The following is a 15,881-nucleotide window of genomic DNA, read 5'->3' as shown; positions in this document are numbered from 1 at the left end:
AGTAAAGCTCTTTTCTTATAATGTATTGGCTCTTATAAACTCTTTATCGCCGATTCCAAAGCCAGCTCCATCATTGGATTCAAAGCTGTTTCTCTTTCATCAGCAGAGATTTTTTCGTGGGTAGGAATAATATCCGTTACCGTAAGAATAGTCGCAGCATTTTTTCCTAAGTACTGAGCATTGGCAAACAAACCGAAAGCTTCCATTTCTACTGCAGGGCAGTTATATTTGGTAGCAATTTCAGGAGTAGCAGGATCTTTTCTGTAGAAAATATCACTACTGTGGATATTGATGGCTTTAGCATTCAATGATAAATCTTTAGCCGTTTCGTTGATGGTATTAAAGATATTCCCCTGGTGAGAAAGGATTTCATCTTCAATTCCCCATGCATATTTGGCGTACGTACTTTCGCTGGCAGCTTTGTCAATATTTAAAATATCAAAAAGTTGAAGATCTGTATTGTAAGCACCACAAGTCCCGATTCTAATGATCGTGTCTACTTCATACTCTGTGAACAGTTCAAAAGAATAGATTCCGATACTTGGAAAACCCATTCCACTTGCTCCTACAGTGATTTCCTTCCCTTTATAAAGACCTGTATAATAAAAAATTCCTCTGGTTTTGCTTACCAGTTTAGCATTTTCTAAATAATTTTCAGCAATATACTGTGCACGAAGCGGATCCCCCGGCTGCAATACTACTTTGGCAATTTCTCCTTTTTTTGCACTGATGTGAATACTCATAATGTTATTTTGAATGGGACAAAGATAATAACTTTTAGTTTGTTTCAGCCATTACGAAAATGGAAACAATGAAGCCTTCTCTCATTTACAGACAGTATAAGATCTTATCAATAAATGCTTTAAATAAGATTTTAATTAAAGTCTTTTGTATAATTCAAAATGTCACCTGGTAAATACAGAACAATAAAAGAATAATGTGGAGCGGGTATCGTTAAAGGCCAGCGGCTACTTTTGCAACAGTCAAACCGTAAAAATTGAAACTATGACAATTGAACATATCGCTGTTTGGGTGAAAGATCTGGAAATATCCAGAGCGTTTTATCAGAAATATTTCGGAGCCGTTTCCAATGAAAAGTATCACAATCCTGTTAAAAATTTTCAATCCTATTTTTTAAGTTTTGAGAACGGCTGTCGCCTTGAAATTATGACCAGACCGGATATCAGAGAAACTGAAAACTCTTACGAATCTCAACAGTATGGGATTATCCATCTTGCATTTTCTGTTGGTAGCAAAGATAAAGTAGACGAGCTTACAGAAATGCTGAGAAAAGACGGATACACCGTTGCCGGAGAACCACGTACCACTGGAGACGGATATTACGAAAGCGTGATCCTTGATCCGGAAAATAATATCATTGAAATTGTATCACAGTAAGTCATTGCGAGGAGCTTTAGCGCCGAAGCAATCTTTAGTAGTAATGAATACGTAATTTCAAACCTTATAGGTTTTTAAAACCTATAAGGTTTAGATTGTAAGATTTTCTTGCACCTTAAAAACGGCATAATGCTTATAACCTTTGCATCTTTGCGTTTTCCAACACTTTAATTCCATATTTAACAAGAATCTTCCTCACAAAAGTTTTATTCTCACCGAAATAATTTTATTTTTGTTAGATCATGGAAACCAAGTCACCGTTTTTAGACACGATCTTTTTGCTTCGTAAGGAAGAATGTATTACTCTTTTTTCAAGCTTACAGCAAATCTCCCCTCAGGAAGAGGCGGAAGCAGGAGATTATTTTGAAACAGAATTCGAAAAAGAAAGACTTGAATTTTTATCAGACCGTTTAATCTGTAACAAACAGACAGCCGTATGGGCCGCCAAGGTTCTCTATTACAGCGCACAGCTTTATCTCATCAGAGAAAATACAGAAAAGGATATTGAAAATCTTATTCCCGGATTCAAAGGAACACGGGATATTCCTTCTATCTTATCCGCAGATATGTCACTCAGATTTTTGCCACAGGTAATGACTGCTTTACATACTGTGGATCCCGAAGATGCTTTAATCCCTATGCTGAAAAATATTCTGACACAGTTTCACTATTCCGGAATAGGATATGATCTTGATCTGAAAAACGTAAATTGGCCTGAAGAACTGAAAGACAGTACCTACAGAAAGCTCTATCTGGAAAGAATTGTTGAAAAAAAAGATGATAAACTGGCAGAAATTCCGTTTATCAATAAACAACTGATTGCCGAATTTGGAATGCACAAAGACACATTCTGGCGAGAACTAAAAACTATAACCGAAGATAATAATGAAAACGTATGAGAAAGTATTTGAATTTTTAGCGGACCCCACCAAAGAAACGTTCCTGAAATGCCGTGAGTTAGTAATCAATGATCCTGAATATGATCCCTATTCGGAAGATATTGAAAACATGCAGGATCTACTCAATGAAGGAAAGTTTGAAGAGGTTATACAATATGTAAACGTCAATATTTTGCTGAGTCCGAGAGCCCATATTTATAAATATTTTGCGTACAAAGAACTGGGCGAAGATAAAGGACGAAGTATTGAAATGACAATAGCACAGCTTATTTTTGAATGCCTTGAAAAAACAGGAGATGGAACCAGGGATTCACCCTATATTATTACAAGAATTTCCGATGAAAGAGATCTGATCAGACATCATTTCAATAAACAGGATGTTTCACAAAGTCTGGTCAGGGATGGAAATAAGATCATGGATGCACTTACTCTTGATGATGGATCTCAATTGTACTTTGATATCAAAGATCCTTATCAGAGAATGGCCTTTTCATTCAGCAAAAGAAATGAACAGGCAGAAAGCAAAGAAGAACAGAAACCCCAAAAGAAAAAATGGTGGAAATTTTAATTTTTTAAGTCAATGAACCAGAATATAAATCAGCTTAATACAGTTCTAAACTACGTAAAAGAAACTTTTGTAGGCAAAAATGATGTCGTAGATCTGTTGGGGATCTGCCTTTTAGCAAGAGAAAATGCCTTTTTATACGGTCCTCCGGGTACTGCAAAATCAGCCATTGTCAGAACCCTGGCAAAAACCGTGAAAGACGGGAAAAACTTTGAATATTTATTAACCCGTTTTACAGAACCCAACGAGATTTTCGGACCTTTTGATATCAGAAAACTGAAAGAAGGGGAACTTCTTACCAATACGGAAGGAATGATGCCCGAGGCTTCCATGGTTTTCCTGGATGAGATCTTCAATGCCAATTCTGCTATTCTGAACTCCCTTTTGATGGCACTCAATGAGAAGATTTTTAAAAGAGGAAAAGAAACAAAGCACTTACCTGCACTGATGTTTGTGGGAGCAAGTAACGTTCTTCCGGAAGATGAAGCATTGAATGCATTATTTGACCGTTTTCTGGTAAGAATCAGTGTAGACTATGTGAATCCTGAACTTTTGCAGCAAGTTCTTCTGGCAGGGAGAAAGCTGGAAAATGAAGAAGAAACGGAAATTCCGGAAATTCATGCTGATGAGATCAGACAACTTCAGAAGCTGTGCAAAACAATAGATCTGAAACCCATCTATGAAGTCTATCTGAATACCATTATGAACCTTAGAAATACAGGTATTGCCATTTCCGACCGTAGAGCGGTGAAACTTCAGAATCTGATTGCTGCAAGTGCACTGATCTGCGGAAGAAAAGAAGCTGTACTTTCCGATCTATGGGTTTTGAAACATATCTGGGATACAGAAGAACAGATTGAAATTCTGGAAGGAATTATCAACAGAACGATTGAGAAAGATAATCATCCGGATTCTCATCCTCAGGCTATGCAGAACAAAACTCCCAACCCTGAAGAAGTCATGAAAGACGTAAAAATTCTGGTGGAGAAATGGGATGGCGGAATGCTGAGCTTTGAAGAGCAAAATGTGATTAAAGATAAATTGAGATATCTGCAGACCCGTTGCGACTGGATCAGAAATCCGGAACAGAAACAATATATTCAGCAGGAAATTGAAAGCTTATGGCAGAAGATTCTTCAAAGCGTTTAAAAGAATTCCGGGCAGAAATTCCCCGGGCAGATGAAGATTTTCTGGGCTCGATCAGAGACTGGAAAAATATTCAGATGGCCATCGATGACGATACGGTCTGGCTGAAAGGCTTTACCGAGGAACAGACGGCAGCTCCGGAAATACAACAATTGCCGGACTTTATTCTGTATGAACTTCGTGATGGGCTTTTATTCAGAAAAGATGCTTTGGTTCCAAGCAAAAAAATGCGGACAGCTTTGCTCTGGATTCCGATAGACAAAGCATTGCAGCTTAGTTTTCCACCTTCAAACCAAAACTATTTTGGGATTTATGAACAGGTTCGGATACAACTAAAAGAAAGCAATGAAGAACATCCGGTTATCGCTTTGCTGAGCAACATCGCCGATATTAAAGACAGTATCGCTGCGTTACCGAAGTTTAAGCTTGAAAAAATAAAATGGACCGTTATGGGGGATAAAGCCCTGTTTATAGGAACTCCATTATTGAGCTTTCCCGGAAAGACCTACTGGACAAAGGACAGACATTTATTACCTGCAGGTCTGGATTTTGAATTTAAAAATTTGAGTATGCTGTTACAGCAGAAATATAATGAAGAACAGGAAGGATGGCTGCTGTGGGACGAAAATGGAAATGATCTCTTCATACAGGATACAGATTTCCGTCCGCTGTCCCTAAGCTCATTCCGCCTTACTGAAAAATCAAGAGAATGGAATTAAAGGCTTATTTCCAGTCCTATGAAAATTATTTTTGGGAATGGAAAACTGATGAAGATGTTCCCGGTGATTCCGGTTATCATGAAAACAATCTCCTCTCCATTCCCGGAGTAGGAGCCATAGCTTACAGGCCTTATCTAATGGAGATACTGAAAGAGCTTCAGCCGCAGGGATGGCCTGCGTTCGGGGCATTGCTTATGGTTTTGTATGCGATGCAGGATGGATATACGGACTTTGCAGGCCCGTTAAGACGTACAGCTGAGTTTTATAGCGGAGAAGATTTTGAGTTCAACGCGGAAAAGCAAATTGAATTCCTTGAAAAAATAAAATCACTTCCCAAAGTTTATAAGCAGAAACAGAACAGAATTGTATTGCTCCAGACTTTGTTCAGCAATAGCCATAACAGGGTGGCCTCTCTTCATGCGGATATTTATTTAAAGATCTATTATAAACGACCGCAGGAACTAGAGATCAGTGCAGAAAAACAAGACGAAGGTTCAATAGCTTTAAACAAAGATCTGAGTGCTTTGAATCTGAATGAAAAATTTCCTACAGTACAGTCTATCATTGATGCCATGAAAGGACTGGTTGATGAGCCGGAACTGGATGATGAGGTAGTAGAAGAAGAAACAACAGCAGATACGGATAAAGACTTTATCAAAGAATTAACTGATGAGCCAAAGACCTTTCAGATAGGAAGCCTGATCAAAAGAATATGGAGCGGGCTGAAAATTCCCATGCGCCATCTTTCTCCCGGTGAACAGCCTATCGGAGGAATTTCTGACATGACCAACAAAGGTGATTTCCACCGGATGCTTCTTTCCGAATTTGCCAACGAAGATGATGTCTTTATGAATCGTGTTGCGAATAACGAGGCATTGTATATGCAAAGAGAAATTCCGCCTGAAGAAAATATTTTTGAAAGAATTATCCTTATTGACACTTCTCTCAGAAACTGGGGAACTCCAAAAGTATTAGCTTATGCCTCGGCAATAGCGGTTGTCAAACACCCAAAAGCCCATTCTGAATGTAAAATCTTCGCTTTAGGACAGGCTGCTACTCCCATTGCGCTGAACAAAGTGGAAGAAGTAGTGGAAAATCTTAATCAGGTAAGTGCTGTTCTGGAAGTTTCAGAAGCACTGGAGAAGTTTTTTAATGAAAATCACTCAGAAAAGGATATTGAAGTTTTTTTCATTACCCATCAGGATAACATGGCTGATGAGAAGATTCAGCGGGTTGTACATCAGAACAGGGACCTGCTGAAGTTTTTGGTAACGACAGCCTCAGATGGTGAAATCAATTTTTACAAACATCACAAAGGAGCAAGAAAGCATATCCAGAAAATAAAACTTCCATTGCAGGAACTGTGGGCCAATCCACCGCAGCAAAAACAATCCGTTCAAAACTTTAACGGAAAGAAAACAGATCTTCCGCAAAACTATCCGATCTTGTTCCCGACACCCGTTAATAAAATTGCTAAGTTTCTATATGACGGAGAGTTTTTCATTCTGAGTTCAAAAAAACAATTGCTGAAGACTTATCTTTCCGATAACTATTATGACAGACATTCCTATGATTATTATAAAACCCATCATGGCTGTGAAGTGTTGTTTGATAAAATTTCCATAAAACCCAAAGGACAGTTTGCCTTGTCAAAAAACAGGCAGCAGCACTTTATTTTATGTCAGTATCAGTCTGATCAGAAACTGATTTCAAAGTTAAATCTTAATACAGGAGAGTATTCCGACCAAAACCTTACAGGAATGAATATTCCGGAATATTTTCAGCTGATTTATTTCGGACGGAATTTTTATCTCCATCATCCTGATAATGTTACCCATTACAAAATTAATATTGATGGAAATATTTCCGTAGAACCTATTACCGGAAAGGAGAAAGAATTTGAAAAAAATAATATAAAAGCCGAAGCCGAAGTCGCCAAGCTTAAAGGAAGCGGATTGAAGATCATCAATAATTTCAATAAAATCGGAATTAATCAGCATGAAAATCTGGTCGTTTCCGGAAATGAATTATACAGTGCTTCTGAAAATACACTGAACTTTTCCAAAAATAAATATGACATCAGAATCTTTGCAGAGCAGAATAAAAATAAATTTACATTTCCTGATGGAAGCGAAATTATTACCGATTCACGGGGAATGCTGACTTTCCGAAGCAGTAACAAGAGTATTGAAGAATTCTTCATTCCTTCTACATTGGGAGGATTTCTCTCGCTGGCTACCTATACAGAATTTGGAGGATCAGAATATTATCTTCCGGAACATGCCCTGTTGAAAGTAAGAACAATGGATGATATGTGTGACAGGTTTTTAAAACCGTTTATAGAACAGATTGTGGATTATGGAGCTTAGAATAAAACCTTTCCCGAAAAACAGCTATCCTAAAAAAGGACTTTTGATCAGAGGCTCTTCGCCTGTGGTGTGGCTTCAGGAAATGGAAACGCTGGGAATTCATTTAAATCAGGTACAGTCTTTTGCGATTCCGGCTGATCGTCCCAATGTGCTGTATGGGTGTTTTCTTGTTTTTAAAGATCATGCTCCACAGGAAATAGGCAGAAACGCGTACTTTCAAAGTGTGGACGACAGACTTTTCCTCCCGGAAAATACCATCTTTTATCCTAAAATAAACACCGAAGACTGGGCTCAGCTTGATTCCCGTTTTCTGATTATGCATCCTGAATTCGGACTGGTAAAACTGTCTGAAGAAATTGATTGGCTTTCTCTGATTCAACAACCGGAAATGATCAAAGAAACCATTAGAAAACCATTGAATGGTGTTTCAATTCCTCAAAAAATAGAAAGCTATACGGTTGAAGTGGATGATGAACAGGTTATGGAAACATTACAGCCCAAACAAACCGAAGAAGAATGGATGAACAATCTGCCGTTTGACCTTAAAAAAGTAATGGCAGGGAACAAAAAAGAAATAGAAAAATATTTACAGTATATTGAAAAGTATCCCGAACGCGCAGTAGAACTAGGCGTTTCTCTTGATGTTATGGGAACTTCCCGGGGAGATGGTTTTGCTAAATTTACATGGCTGGAAGTATTATTTGGTCGGGGCGCCAATGGAAAAAATGAAAGTGCAGGAACAAAAAATTTCCGCAGGGTATTCTGGGCACTCATTATTGCAGCGATCGTGTTAAGGGTTGCCTTGCCCTCTGATAAAAGTGATTCAGTACAGGAAGAAACAGGTCCTTCATCAGGAACTATTGAAAACAATGCGGTAAGAGCTCCTTCAGATATGATCGCTTTCCAGTCCGGAACCTCTGAGATTGATCTGAAGATAGATTCTATGTATCATCGGGAGAGAAAAGGATTATCCCAGGAACTTATTCACGCCGGAATCATAGAATCCAAAACAAAAAAAGACAAGGAGAATTATAAAAAAGCTGGCGGCAGAGAGGTCGGCGAAATAGGAAAGGATATTGAAAAGCTTGTCAATAAAGAAAAACAGAGCAGAGATTCTCTTAAAATCATTTACACCAAAAAAATTACAAAACACTTAGAACAGAAAACAGAAAACCTGAAACGTAAAATTTCAGATTCTTTAAAGCAATACACCAAAGGAAAGCCTGTGAATGGTGATGTTGTAAAATATCTTCTGAAAAAGAGAAAGGCGTTAATGGCTGATTCATTAGGGAAACTTTACGGGACGTTAGATATGATGGATCCGTCTTCGGCGTCCATTGACAAAGCTAAAGTAAAGGCAATAGGTACGGAAGGTACACCATTGGAAAAAAAGGCTCCTGTCTCGGACATCCTGTATATGGTGATTCTGATGATTGCGGGAGTAGGATTGTATTCTTTCCTGTTTAAAAATAAATCTTTGAATGTGGGTGGTGATAATGTCCCTGTCTGGGTGAAGGTTATTTTAATTGCTATCCTTTTAGCCATGCTTGTGTACTTATTTTATCCGCTGGTCAAGATGTTTGGATACAACTGGTTTGTGTGGGTTCTGGTAATTTGTGTGCTGTTGCTCCTTTATCGTCTTTTCAGGGAAGATAAAACCATTTTAAAATCCGATGATTATGAATAGACAGAAATTTATAGACAAATTCATGGCAGCATTCGTGCTGCTGGCGATGTTTAAGGTTGTCGGAATTGTTGCCCAGTTATTCCATGAAAGCTTCTGGAGTGTGATGGGTACATTAGCCATTTTCCTGGTGGTTGCTTTCATCATTCTTCTGGTGATCACTTCTTTAAAAGATAAAGAGCAGAACAACAGAAATTCCGCAGGAAGAAAAGGAAGCAGAAGCGGCAGTTTCTATCTGGAAAATTCACTTTTCGACAGGATTCGCAGTAAATATGAGGAGCTTGCCGAAAAATACATTGCCGAAAAAGATTACAAAAAGGCAGCAAGAGTCTATATGAACCTGCTGCAGGATAATTACAGAGGTGCAAAAACACTTGAAAATGGAGGGCTTTATAATGAAGCAGCGGTAGTATATCTTAAAAAACTGAATAATAAATCCGATGCTGCGGTTTGCTATGAAAAAGCAAAACAGCATAAAAAAGCTATTGAGCTTTATAAAGAAATGGAGCAGAAAGAAAAAGTGGGCGATCTTTACAAAGAAATAAATGATCTTAAAAATGCCCATTATTATTATCAGATCGTTGCAGATGATTATACAGGAAATAGTCAGATGGTGAAAGCTTCTTTGGTATACCGTAAGAAAATGGAAAAGCCGGAGGAAGCGCAGAAAATATTGTTGAAGGGATGGGAAGAGGATAAAGATGCCTTCAACTGTCTGAATAACTATTTTACCAATATTTTTGATGTTAAAAAGCTGGAATCAGAAATAAAAGATTTGTATGAGAAGACTCCGGATTATAAAAAAATCACTTACCTGGAAGCCATGAAGTATGAATTCAAAAAAGATCCGGAATTACAGGCCGCAATCAGAAATATAGCCTATGAAATCATCGCGGAAAAAGTAGATACCCGCTCAGAAATTGTCAATGAACTGAAATATTTTAATCCCGGTGATGACGTGATTCTAAAGGACATTTCGAGATTCAAAACAGCAAGAAATAAAATGTTCAGGAATTAAATTTTAAAGATTCAGGAATTTAAAAATTAAAGAAAATTCAGCTTTATCAAATCAATTTTTAATTGATTCCTTTACATCCCTTTGCTTATCTAAAACTTTCCCGAAATTGTGAATATTATAAAATAATATCAAAAAAGATTTATCTTTGCACCAGAAAATTATGACAATACAAAGAGCACATATCAATGCAGAACTATGCGAAAGTCCTTCTAACAAAGGATTATTCGGATATGATGAGGTGATATGGAATGAGGCGAAATGTGCTGACTTTGGAAATTATTTACTGTAAACTTGTAAAAAATTAATCAAAATACAACAGAAACGCCTCGGAAAACCGAGGCGTTTTTTGTTTTTTAGGTCAGAAATTATTTAGAATGAAAAAAAATAACCATAAACATGAAAAATTTTTAATTAACAATGAAACTTTAATACGATAAAATAGAGTGATAAGCAACCCGGTGAGAGACAGTCATTTAGGTAATTAAGATATCTGCAAAATATTGCGGACAGAAATTCTCTATGCTAAAAATAGTGCATAACAAATTGATTATCAGTATTTTAATTTGAAAATTTATTTGCGGATTCCAAAAATTCATATTTACTTTGCAACCGAAAATTGAAAGCAACAGGTTTTCAGGATTCAGTTAAAAATAATTTAGAAACAAACAAAAATAAAATGAAACAGTTACACAACATATTCAATCAATATTCAAGACTATTCGGACAGAAGCCGACAGGTGTTGCATGTATTCTTGAAAGTGAAATTGTGGATAAAAGGTGCTTATATACGTGGGTCAGCTAATGATCTCTTACGTTTAAATATATGAAGCGCCTCCCGAAAAGAGGCGCTTTTTTTATGGTTTCTTTAGCTTATTTGGTAAAGCGCCGGTCTGTGGAACCGGAGAACAGGGTTCGATTCCCGGAGATACCCAAAGGAGAAAATCTCATGGCTCAATTGGATAGAGCGTCGGTTTACGGGACCGAAGGTTGAAGGTTCGAATCCTTCTGAGATTACAAAGAATGTGAATTCTAAAATTGACAAGCGAAGCGAATTGCTTATTGACTATTCACGACTTTAAAACAATCTCATAGCTCAATCGGTTAGAGCACCGGTCTTTTAAACCGGGGGTTGAAAGTTCAAATCTTTCTGGGATTACAAAAAACGGTTCCGTAGCTCAACTGGACAGAGCATGGGTTTTCTAAACCCAGGGTTAGAGGTTCGAGTCCTCTCGGAATCACAAAAGGTTCATGGAAAATTTCCTATCCGGCTGTCTCCCGGAAAAGAAACAGAAGTGAACCCCAAAGCTGGAAAGATAACGGTGGTTGTTTACCCGTCTTGGACGCGGGAGGTCGCAAGTTCGAATCTTGCTTTCCAGACAATTTGTTCCATTAGCATAGTGGCAAGTGCATCCGGCTTTCTACCGGACGACAAGGGTTCGATCCCCTTATGGAATACAAATGATTTCGTAGCTCAAGTGGTTAGAGTGTCGGTCTGATACACCGGAGGTTGAAGGTTCGAGTCCTTCCGGAATTACAGTAACTAATTGTTAATTGTTTCAGGAGAAAAAGTAAAAGTTTGTCGAGAGCAGAAGATCTTTACGCCAAACACGAAAAATACAGACAGGCTTTTCTTCTCTCCGGATGAATTAAAAGTTAAAGAATATCATTTATAAATTTTTAGGTAAAATAAAGTTTGTCAGGCGCAGAAGTTCTTTATCAAATAAATGAAGACAGACTTTATTTTTTAATCTGATGGTTCGCCGAAGTAGAAGAGTCGGGGCGGTCTGCAAAACCGTTGTGTCAACTGAGTGGGTTTGAATCCCATAGCCATCTCAATGTAAAAATTATAGGAGATATAAAGAATCATTTATCAATGATCTTTTATCATCTATAACAAAGAATATCCTTTATTAATAAAAGAAAAAGGCTGTCGAGCGCAGAAGATCTTTAACCAAACATTCAATATAAAGACAGACCTTTTCTTTTCAAAAAGGAAAAATGAGGAATTACTTATGAATTACTAATTGCTCATAAAACAGGGAAGTACGCCGAAGTTGGAGAGTCGGGGCAGACTGTAAATCTGTTGCTTCATTGCTGAGTAGGTTCGAATCCTACTACTTCCACCAACCACAGATAATGTAATGGCAGCATGCAGGAAATGTACTCTTGTTGTCCAGGTTCGATTCCTGGTTTGTGGATTAACGCTCTATTCGTCTAACGGTGAGGACGCCTGCCTTTCGAGCAGAAAACAAGGGTTCGATTCCCTTATAGAGTACTGGATGTGAATAACTGGTCAATATTGAATTGATTTAATACCATGAAAGTTCAGATTGTTTTTAAAAATTGGCCAGTTATCATTCACACAAAAAAGAAGAAAAGAGAAAAAAGGACTGTCGAGCGCAGAAGATCTTTAGTCAATAAAAACAGACAGCCTTTTACTTTTTTAAACAAAATACATTAGGAAATGAGAAAGGTTTGTCGAGAGCAGAAGATCTTTACAAATACTAGCAGGCATAATTTATAAACAGACAGAGCTTTCTCAAACCTAGACATAATATGAGTAATAAGTAATGAGCAATGAGTAATAATGAAAATAGAAAGTATTACCAATTACTCATTACTCATAAAAATAACGCCTCTCTATTCCAATTGGCAGAGAAAACGGCTTTAAACCCCGTAAAGTCCCAGTTCGAATCTGGGGAGAGGTACAGGATATGAATAATAAGTAATGAGCAATGAGTAATAATAAAAATAGAAAATATTACTCATTACTTATAAAAACCTGCGGGAATGGTGGAATGGCAGACACTCTTGATTTAGGATCAAGCTTTTGAGGGTTCGAATCCCTCTTCCCGTACAAAAACATAAATGATAAGAGATTAATGATCAATGATTGCTGAGCACTTCATCAATTATCAATCAACATTTATCAATTATAAAATTGATTCATAGTGTAATGGCAGCACACGAGATTTTGATTCTTGGAGTTTAGGTTCGAGTCCTAATGAATCAACAATTTACTCTGATGGTGTAATGATAGCATCTCAGTCTCCAAAACTGATGGTATCGGTTCAAGTCCGGTTCGGAGTGCAAAGTGAATAGTTAATAGTGAATTTTGCTTTGCAAATGAATTTAAAAATATTGACAGTGAAAACTAATTGACGATTCACAATTCACAAATTAATTTAAAACAAAATTTAAAACATGTAGAAAAAATGGAAACGCAACAACAAACATGGCAGAATATGAGTGGAAAAATTTTCCAGCACTCTATCACACAGCTGGTAGAAGAAGCCATCATTCGCGAACAGGCCAACGGACACCGTTTGAAAGTATGTGTGGGATCAGACTCTCATGTATACGGAGATGCCATCAACTATGCTACGGCAGTAGTGTTTATTCGTGAGGGAAAAGGAGCGTTTACCTTTATCAGAAAAGAAAGAGAAATACAGAGTATCAGTATCAAGGAGCGAATGCTGAATGAAGTCAACAAATCCGTTGAAATTGCATACGCGATCTGTTCTGTGCTGGATGCTTATGGTGTGGAAATGGAGGTACACGCAGACATTAATACAGACCCGGATTTTAAATCCAATGTAGCATTAAAAGATGCTATGGGATATATTCTGGGAATGGGATATGTGTTTAAAGCAAAGCCTTACGCTTTCGCAAGTTCCAATTGTGCTGATATGATGGTGTAAGAAAGATGGAAGAGGGATGTTGGGAGCTGGAAGTTTAAAGAATTTATAAAAATTAACAATGGAAAAAACAAAAAGATTATTATTTCTGGATGATATAAGATATCCGATCGAGGCTTATCATTATACCCAACAGGATATTTTCCTCAGAAGCGACTGGCACATTGTTCGGAATTACGAACAGTTTGTCAACAGGATCTTGGAAAAAGGACTCCCGGAAATGATATCTTTTGACCATGATCTTGCAGACGAACACTATTTGAAACAGAATTCTCAGGAATTTGTTGAGAAAACAGGATACGACTGCGCCAAATGGCTGGTAGAATATTGTATGGATCATTATCTGGATCTTCCGAAATTCTATTGCCACTCCATGAATCCGGTAGGAAAGGAAAATATCCTAAACCTGCTGCAAAACTTTAAAGAATTGTAATGGACATTTTTAGATTTATTGAAGATATAAAAGCACATCTGAAGCTCACATTTGATAATGTAGACGGATGGTTTCAAAAAGATAAAAAAACGTTGAATCATCAGCCTTCAAACGGAGGCTGGACGATTCAGCAGATTTTAGAGCACATTTATCTTACGAATTTTTATCTGCTCATCCTTATCGAAAAAGGGTCCAAAAAAGCAATGAAGAATTCTTTAGAACTTGATCTGGAATCTGAAATAAAAAACTACAGTTTCAATAAAGAAAATTTCGACAAAGTAGGTGAATATGGTGCTTTTGAATGGATAAGACCAGAACATATGGAGCCGAAAGGAGAATTAAGCTTAGATGAAATCCGAAGCTTAATAGGCCAACAATTTCTTCAATGCTTACACTATCTTGAGGTAATGAAAAATGGCGAAGGCGTTTTGTATAAAACTACAATGACAGTGAATGACCTGGGGAAAATTAATGTATATGAATATATTTATTTTCTTTCACTCCATGCCCAAAGACACATTACCCAGATGGAAAAAAACGAATCAGAAACGATTAAAAACTAAAACAAAATGATTTTCAAAACATATAACGCTATAGAAAATGCTTACCAGGCCCGCGTGATCGAACAGATCAGAATGCAGGGTTTTGGGGATGAGATTTTCATCGTACAGGAAAAAGTTCACGGCGCTAATTTCTCTTTCTTTACCGACGGAAAGGAAATTAAAATCGCGAAGAGAACTGCTTTCATCGAAAAAGATGAAAAATTTTTCAATGCCCATCAGGTTTTGGAACGCTACAGAAATAATGTGATAGAAGTGTTTCAGAAAGTAAAAACCATCCACCCGGATGTTGAAACTGTAGTGATCTACGGTGAATTGTTCGGTGGTGGTTACCAGCATAAAGAAGTAGAATCCGTAAAAGATGCTGTGAAAGTACAGAAAGGTATTGAATATGCACCTTACAACGAATTTTACGCTTTCGATATTAAACTGAATGGAGTTACCTATTTGGATACAGAATTAGTCAATCAAATTTTTGAAGACACAGGATTTTTCTATGCAAAAATTTTGTTTCAAGGAAGTCTTGAGGAAGCTTTGAAATTCCCCAATGTTTTCAATTCATACATTCCGGCATGGCTTGGGCTACCTGAATTAGAGAACAATAGGTGTGAAGGAACCATTGTAAAAACTTTGAGGACCAAATACTTTGGAAACGGTGCAAGAATCATTCTGAAAAATAAGAATGAAAAATGGGCCGAAAAAGCGAAAATGGTTAAAAAACAAGCGAAAACTGTTCAGAAACAGGTTCATTTCAGTGAAAAAGCTCAGGAGATCTGGGAGGAAATCCAACAATATGCTACTGCCAACAGATTGAATAATGTGGTGAGCAAAATCGGTGAATTCGAACCTAAAATGATAGGTAAAGTGATTGGCCTTTTTGCGCAGGATATTTTAGAAGACTTTGATAAAGACTTCCCGGCAGCTTTTATGGCTATTGAAAAAGAAGAGCAGAAAAGAATCAACAAAAAGTTGAATTCTTTAGTCATTGATTTTATAAAAGAAGAGTTGATGACTCTCAAAGTATAGTTTCGGTAATTTTTTACCGAAACTTTTTTATGTATAATAAGATCATAGAACAATGTGACTGGCTCGGGATAACCAATCCTTTTTCAGAAAACTACATGAATGTGATGCATGAATTTAAAAGACATTTCAACCTGCACAAACAGATAGGCCTTAAAAGAGCTTTAAGTTATTTGAATATGGATTTTGAAGGCACCCATCACAGCGGAGCAGACGATGCTTATAATACAGCCAGAATTTTAAGTAAGATTCTGTAAATGATAAATAGGCTGGAAGACTGATGCTGGAGGCTGGAAGTAAATAAGACACTGTTCAAATTTCCCTCTTCCCGAATCCCTCTTCCAATCTTTAACAATTAAATTTTAAACA

At 37.2% G+C, this 15,881-nt stretch carries 15 protein-coding genes and 14 tRNA genes; 28 read left to right on the top strand and 1 reads right to left on the bottom strand.

The features are described from left to right. Positions 1 to 32: 32 nt before the first annotated feature. The gene (gene deoD, locus AB1278_RS19955) at positions 33 to 743 is read right to left on the bottom strand and encodes a purine-nucleoside phosphorylase (protein WP_343643242.1); all 711 of its coding nucleotides are present in this window, start codon (positions 741 to 743) and stop codon (positions 33 to 35) included. A gap of 262 nt (positions 744 to 1,005) precedes the next feature. On the opposite strand from deoD, the gene AB1278_RS19950 reads away from it, so the two are divergent. From AB1278_RS19950 to AB1278_RS19815, 28 genes are all read left to right on the top strand, one after another. Next, the gene (locus AB1278_RS19950) at positions 1,006 to 1,398 is read left to right on the top strand and encodes a VOC family protein (protein WP_343643241.1); all 393 of its coding nucleotides are present in this window, start codon (positions 1,006 to 1,008) and stop codon (positions 1,396 to 1,398) included. A gap of 242 nt (positions 1,399 to 1,640) precedes the next feature. Then, entirely contained in the window at positions 1,641 to 2,297 is a 657-nt protein-coding gene (locus tag AB1278_RS19945) for a hypothetical protein (protein ID WP_343643240.1), read from the top strand. Then, positions 2,284 to 2,865: a DUF4919 domain-containing protein gene (locus AB1278_RS19940; protein ID WP_343643239.1), complete on the top strand. Its 582-nt coding sequence runs from the start codon at positions 2,284 to 2,286 to the stop codon at positions 2,863 to 2,865. The genes AB1278_RS19945 and AB1278_RS19940 overlap by 14 nt, the downstream gene beginning before the upstream one ends. Positions 2,866 to 2,877: 12 nt before the next feature. After that, positions 2,878 to 4,011, top strand: coding sequence for an AAA family ATPase (locus AB1278_RS19935; protein WP_343643238.1), 1,134 nt, complete (start codon positions 2,878 to 2,880; stop codon positions 4,009 to 4,011). Next, on the top strand, positions 3,984 to 4,727 hold the full coding sequence (locus AB1278_RS19930; protein ID WP_343643237.1) for a hypothetical protein: 744 nt from the start codon (positions 3,984 to 3,986) through the stop codon (positions 4,725 to 4,727). The genes AB1278_RS19935 and AB1278_RS19930 overlap by 28 nt, the downstream gene beginning before the upstream one ends. After that, positions 4,718 to 7,096 (top strand): hypothetical protein, encoded by a 2,379-nt coding sequence (locus tag AB1278_RS19925; RefSeq protein ID WP_429816569.1) that lies wholly within the window; start codon positions 4,718 to 4,720, stop codon positions 7,094 to 7,096. The genes AB1278_RS19930 and AB1278_RS19925 overlap by 10 nt, the downstream gene beginning before the upstream one ends. Next, positions 7,086 to 8,783: an APC family permease gene (locus AB1278_RS19920; RefSeq protein ID WP_343643235.1), complete on the top strand. Its 1,698-nt coding sequence runs from the start codon at positions 7,086 to 7,088 to the stop codon at positions 8,781 to 8,783. The genes AB1278_RS19925 and AB1278_RS19920 overlap by 11 nt, the downstream gene beginning before the upstream one ends. Further along, positions 8,776 to 9,798 (top strand): hypothetical protein, encoded by a 1,023-nt coding sequence (locus tag AB1278_RS19915; protein WP_429816566.1) that lies wholly within the window; start codon positions 8,776 to 8,778, stop codon positions 9,796 to 9,798. The genes AB1278_RS19920 and AB1278_RS19915 overlap by 8 nt, the downstream gene beginning before the upstream one ends. 160 nt (positions 9,799 to 9,958) lie before the next feature. Then, positions 9,959 to 10,087 carry a penicillin-binding protein gene (locus AB1278_RS19910; RefSeq protein ID WP_120233400.1) on the top strand — a complete coding sequence of 43 codons (129 nt, stop codon included), beginning with the start codon at positions 9,959 to 9,961 and terminating at the stop codon, positions 10,085 to 10,087. 575 nt (positions 10,088 to 10,662) lie between these two features. Further along, a tRNA-His gene (locus tag AB1278_RS19905) sits at positions 10,663 to 10,730 on the top strand. 8 nt (positions 10,731 to 10,738) lie between these two features. Continuing rightward, positions 10,739 to 10,812, top strand: a tRNA-Arg gene (locus AB1278_RS19900). Positions 10,813 to 10,880: 68 nt separating this feature from the next. Continuing rightward, positions 10,881 to 10,954 (top strand) — tRNA-Lys (locus AB1278_RS19895). Positions 10,955 to 10,962: 8 nt separating this feature from the next. Beyond that, positions 10,963 to 11,036 (top strand) — tRNA-Arg (locus AB1278_RS19890). Between the two features lie 67 nt (positions 11,037 to 11,103). After that, a tRNA-Pro gene (locus AB1278_RS19885) sits at positions 11,104 to 11,175 on the top strand. A gap of 6 nt (positions 11,176 to 11,181) precedes the next feature. After that, positions 11,182 to 11,253: transfer RNA gene (locus AB1278_RS19880), tRNA-Glu, on the top strand. A gap of 5 nt (positions 11,254 to 11,258) precedes the next feature. Then, positions 11,259 to 11,332: transfer RNA gene (locus tag AB1278_RS19875), tRNA-Ile, on the top strand. Between the two features lie 217 nt (positions 11,333 to 11,549). Continuing rightward, positions 11,550 to 11,631: transfer RNA gene (locus AB1278_RS19870), tRNA-Cys, on the top strand. Between the two features lie 206 nt (positions 11,632 to 11,837). Continuing rightward, positions 11,838 to 11,924, top strand: a tRNA-Tyr gene (locus tag AB1278_RS19865). A gap of 77 nt (positions 11,925 to 12,001) precedes the next feature. After that, positions 12,002 to 12,073 (top strand) — tRNA-Glu (locus tag AB1278_RS19860). A 359-nt stretch (positions 12,074 to 12,432) separates the two neighbouring features. Further along, a tRNA-Leu gene (locus tag AB1278_RS19855) sits at positions 12,433 to 12,506 on the top strand. Positions 12,507 to 12,582: 76 nt separating this feature from the next. Continuing rightward, positions 12,583 to 12,655, top strand: a tRNA-Leu gene (locus AB1278_RS19850). Between the two features lie 85 nt (positions 12,656 to 12,740). Further along, a tRNA-Gln gene (locus AB1278_RS19845) sits at positions 12,741 to 12,811 on the top strand. 6 nt (positions 12,812 to 12,817) lie between these two features. Further along, positions 12,818 to 12,888: transfer RNA gene (locus AB1278_RS19840), tRNA-Trp, on the top strand. Positions 12,889 to 13,013: 125 nt separating this feature from the next. After that, positions 13,014 to 13,499 (top strand): ribonuclease H-like YkuK family protein, encoded by a 486-nt coding sequence (locus AB1278_RS19835; RefSeq protein ID WP_062675669.1) that lies wholly within the window; start codon positions 13,014 to 13,016, stop codon positions 13,497 to 13,499. Positions 13,500 to 13,557: 58 nt separating this feature from the next. Next, on the top strand, positions 13,558 to 13,929 hold the full coding sequence (locus AB1278_RS19830) for a cyclic-phosphate processing receiver domain-containing protein (RefSeq protein ID WP_120233401.1): 372 nt from the start codon (positions 13,558 to 13,560) through the stop codon (positions 13,927 to 13,929). Next, positions 13,929 to 14,492, top strand: coding sequence for a DinB family protein (locus tag AB1278_RS19825; RefSeq protein ID WP_429816562.1), 564 nt, complete (start codon positions 13,929 to 13,931; stop codon positions 14,490 to 14,492). The genes AB1278_RS19830 and AB1278_RS19825 overlap by 1 nt, the downstream gene beginning before the upstream one ends. 6 nt (positions 14,493 to 14,498) lie before the next feature. Beyond that, positions 14,499 to 15,515, top strand: a complete 1,017-nt coding sequence (locus tag AB1278_RS19820) for an RNA ligase, Rnl2 family (protein WP_429816559.1) — start codon at positions 14,499 to 14,501, stop codon at positions 15,513 to 15,515. Positions 15,516 to 15,544: 29 nt separating this feature from the next. After that, positions 15,545 to 15,769: a hypothetical protein gene (locus tag AB1278_RS19815; protein WP_429816556.1), complete on the top strand. Its 225-nt coding sequence runs from the start codon at positions 15,545 to 15,547 to the stop codon at positions 15,767 to 15,769. Positions 15,770 to 15,881 lie beyond the last annotated feature (112 nt).

Source organism: Chryseobacterium sp. NRRL B-14798 (assembly GCF_050470705.1).
Lineage (GTDB): Bacteria > Bacteroidota > Bacteroidia > Flavobacteriales > Weeksellaceae > Chryseobacterium > Chryseobacterium cupriresistens.
The sequence above is the reverse complement of the archived record's forward strand: the minus strand, read 5'-3'. Positions and strand labels throughout refer to the sequence as shown.

Bases quoted from the DNA above. Each gene is read 5' to 3' on its own strand.
- AB1278_RS19835 (WP_062675669.1), top strand. From the start codon at position 13,014: ATGGAAACGCAACAACAAACATGGCAGAATATGAGTGGAAAAATTTTC.
- AB1278_RS19940 (WP_343643239.1), top strand. From the start codon at position 2,284: ATGAAAACGTATGAGAAAGTATTTGAATTTTTAGCGGACCCCACCAAA.
- AB1278_RS19945 (WP_343643240.1), top strand. From the start codon at position 1,641: ATGGAAACCAAGTCACCGTTTTTAGACACGATCTTTTTGCTTCGTAAG.
- AB1278_RS19915 (WP_429816566.1), top strand. From the start codon at position 8,776: ATGAATAGACAGAAATTTATAGACAAATTCATGGCAGCATTCGTGCTG.
- deoD (WP_343643242.1), bottom strand. From the start codon at position 743: ATGAGTATTCACATCAGTGCAAAAAAAGGAGAAATTGCCAAAGTAGTA.
- AB1278_RS19815 (WP_429816556.1), top strand. From the start codon at position 15,545: ATGTATAATAAGATCATAGAACAATGTGACTGGCTCGGGATAACCAAT.
- AB1278_RS19820 (WP_429816559.1), top strand. From the start codon at position 14,499: ATGATTTTCAAAACATATAACGCTATAGAAAATGCTTACCAGGCCCGC.
- AB1278_RS19950 (WP_343643241.1), top strand. From the start codon at position 1,006: ATGACAATTGAACATATCGCTGTTTGGGTGAAAGATCTGGAAATATCC.
- AB1278_RS19920 (WP_343643235.1), top strand. From the start codon at position 7,086: ATGGAGCTTAGAATAAAACCTTTCCCGAAAAACAGCTATCCTAAAAAA.
- AB1278_RS19825 (WP_429816562.1), top strand. From the start codon at position 13,929: ATGGACATTTTTAGATTTATTGAAGATATAAAAGCACATCTGAAGCTC.
- AB1278_RS19925 (WP_429816569.1), top strand. From the start codon at position 4,718: ATGGAATTAAAGGCTTATTTCCAGTCCTATGAAAATTATTTTTGGGAA.
- AB1278_RS19930 (WP_343643237.1), top strand. From the start codon at position 3,984: ATGGCAGAAGATTCTTCAAAGCGTTTAAAAGAATTCCGGGCAGAAATT.
- AB1278_RS19830 (WP_120233401.1), top strand. From the start codon at position 13,558: ATGGAAAAAACAAAAAGATTATTATTTCTGGATGATATAAGATATCCG.
- AB1278_RS19935 (WP_343643238.1), top strand. From the start codon at position 2,878: ATGAACCAGAATATAAATCAGCTTAATACAGTTCTAAACTACGTAAAA.
- AB1278_RS19910 (WP_120233400.1), top strand. From the start codon at position 9,959: ATGACAATACAAAGAGCACATATCAATGCAGAACTATGCGAAAGTCCT.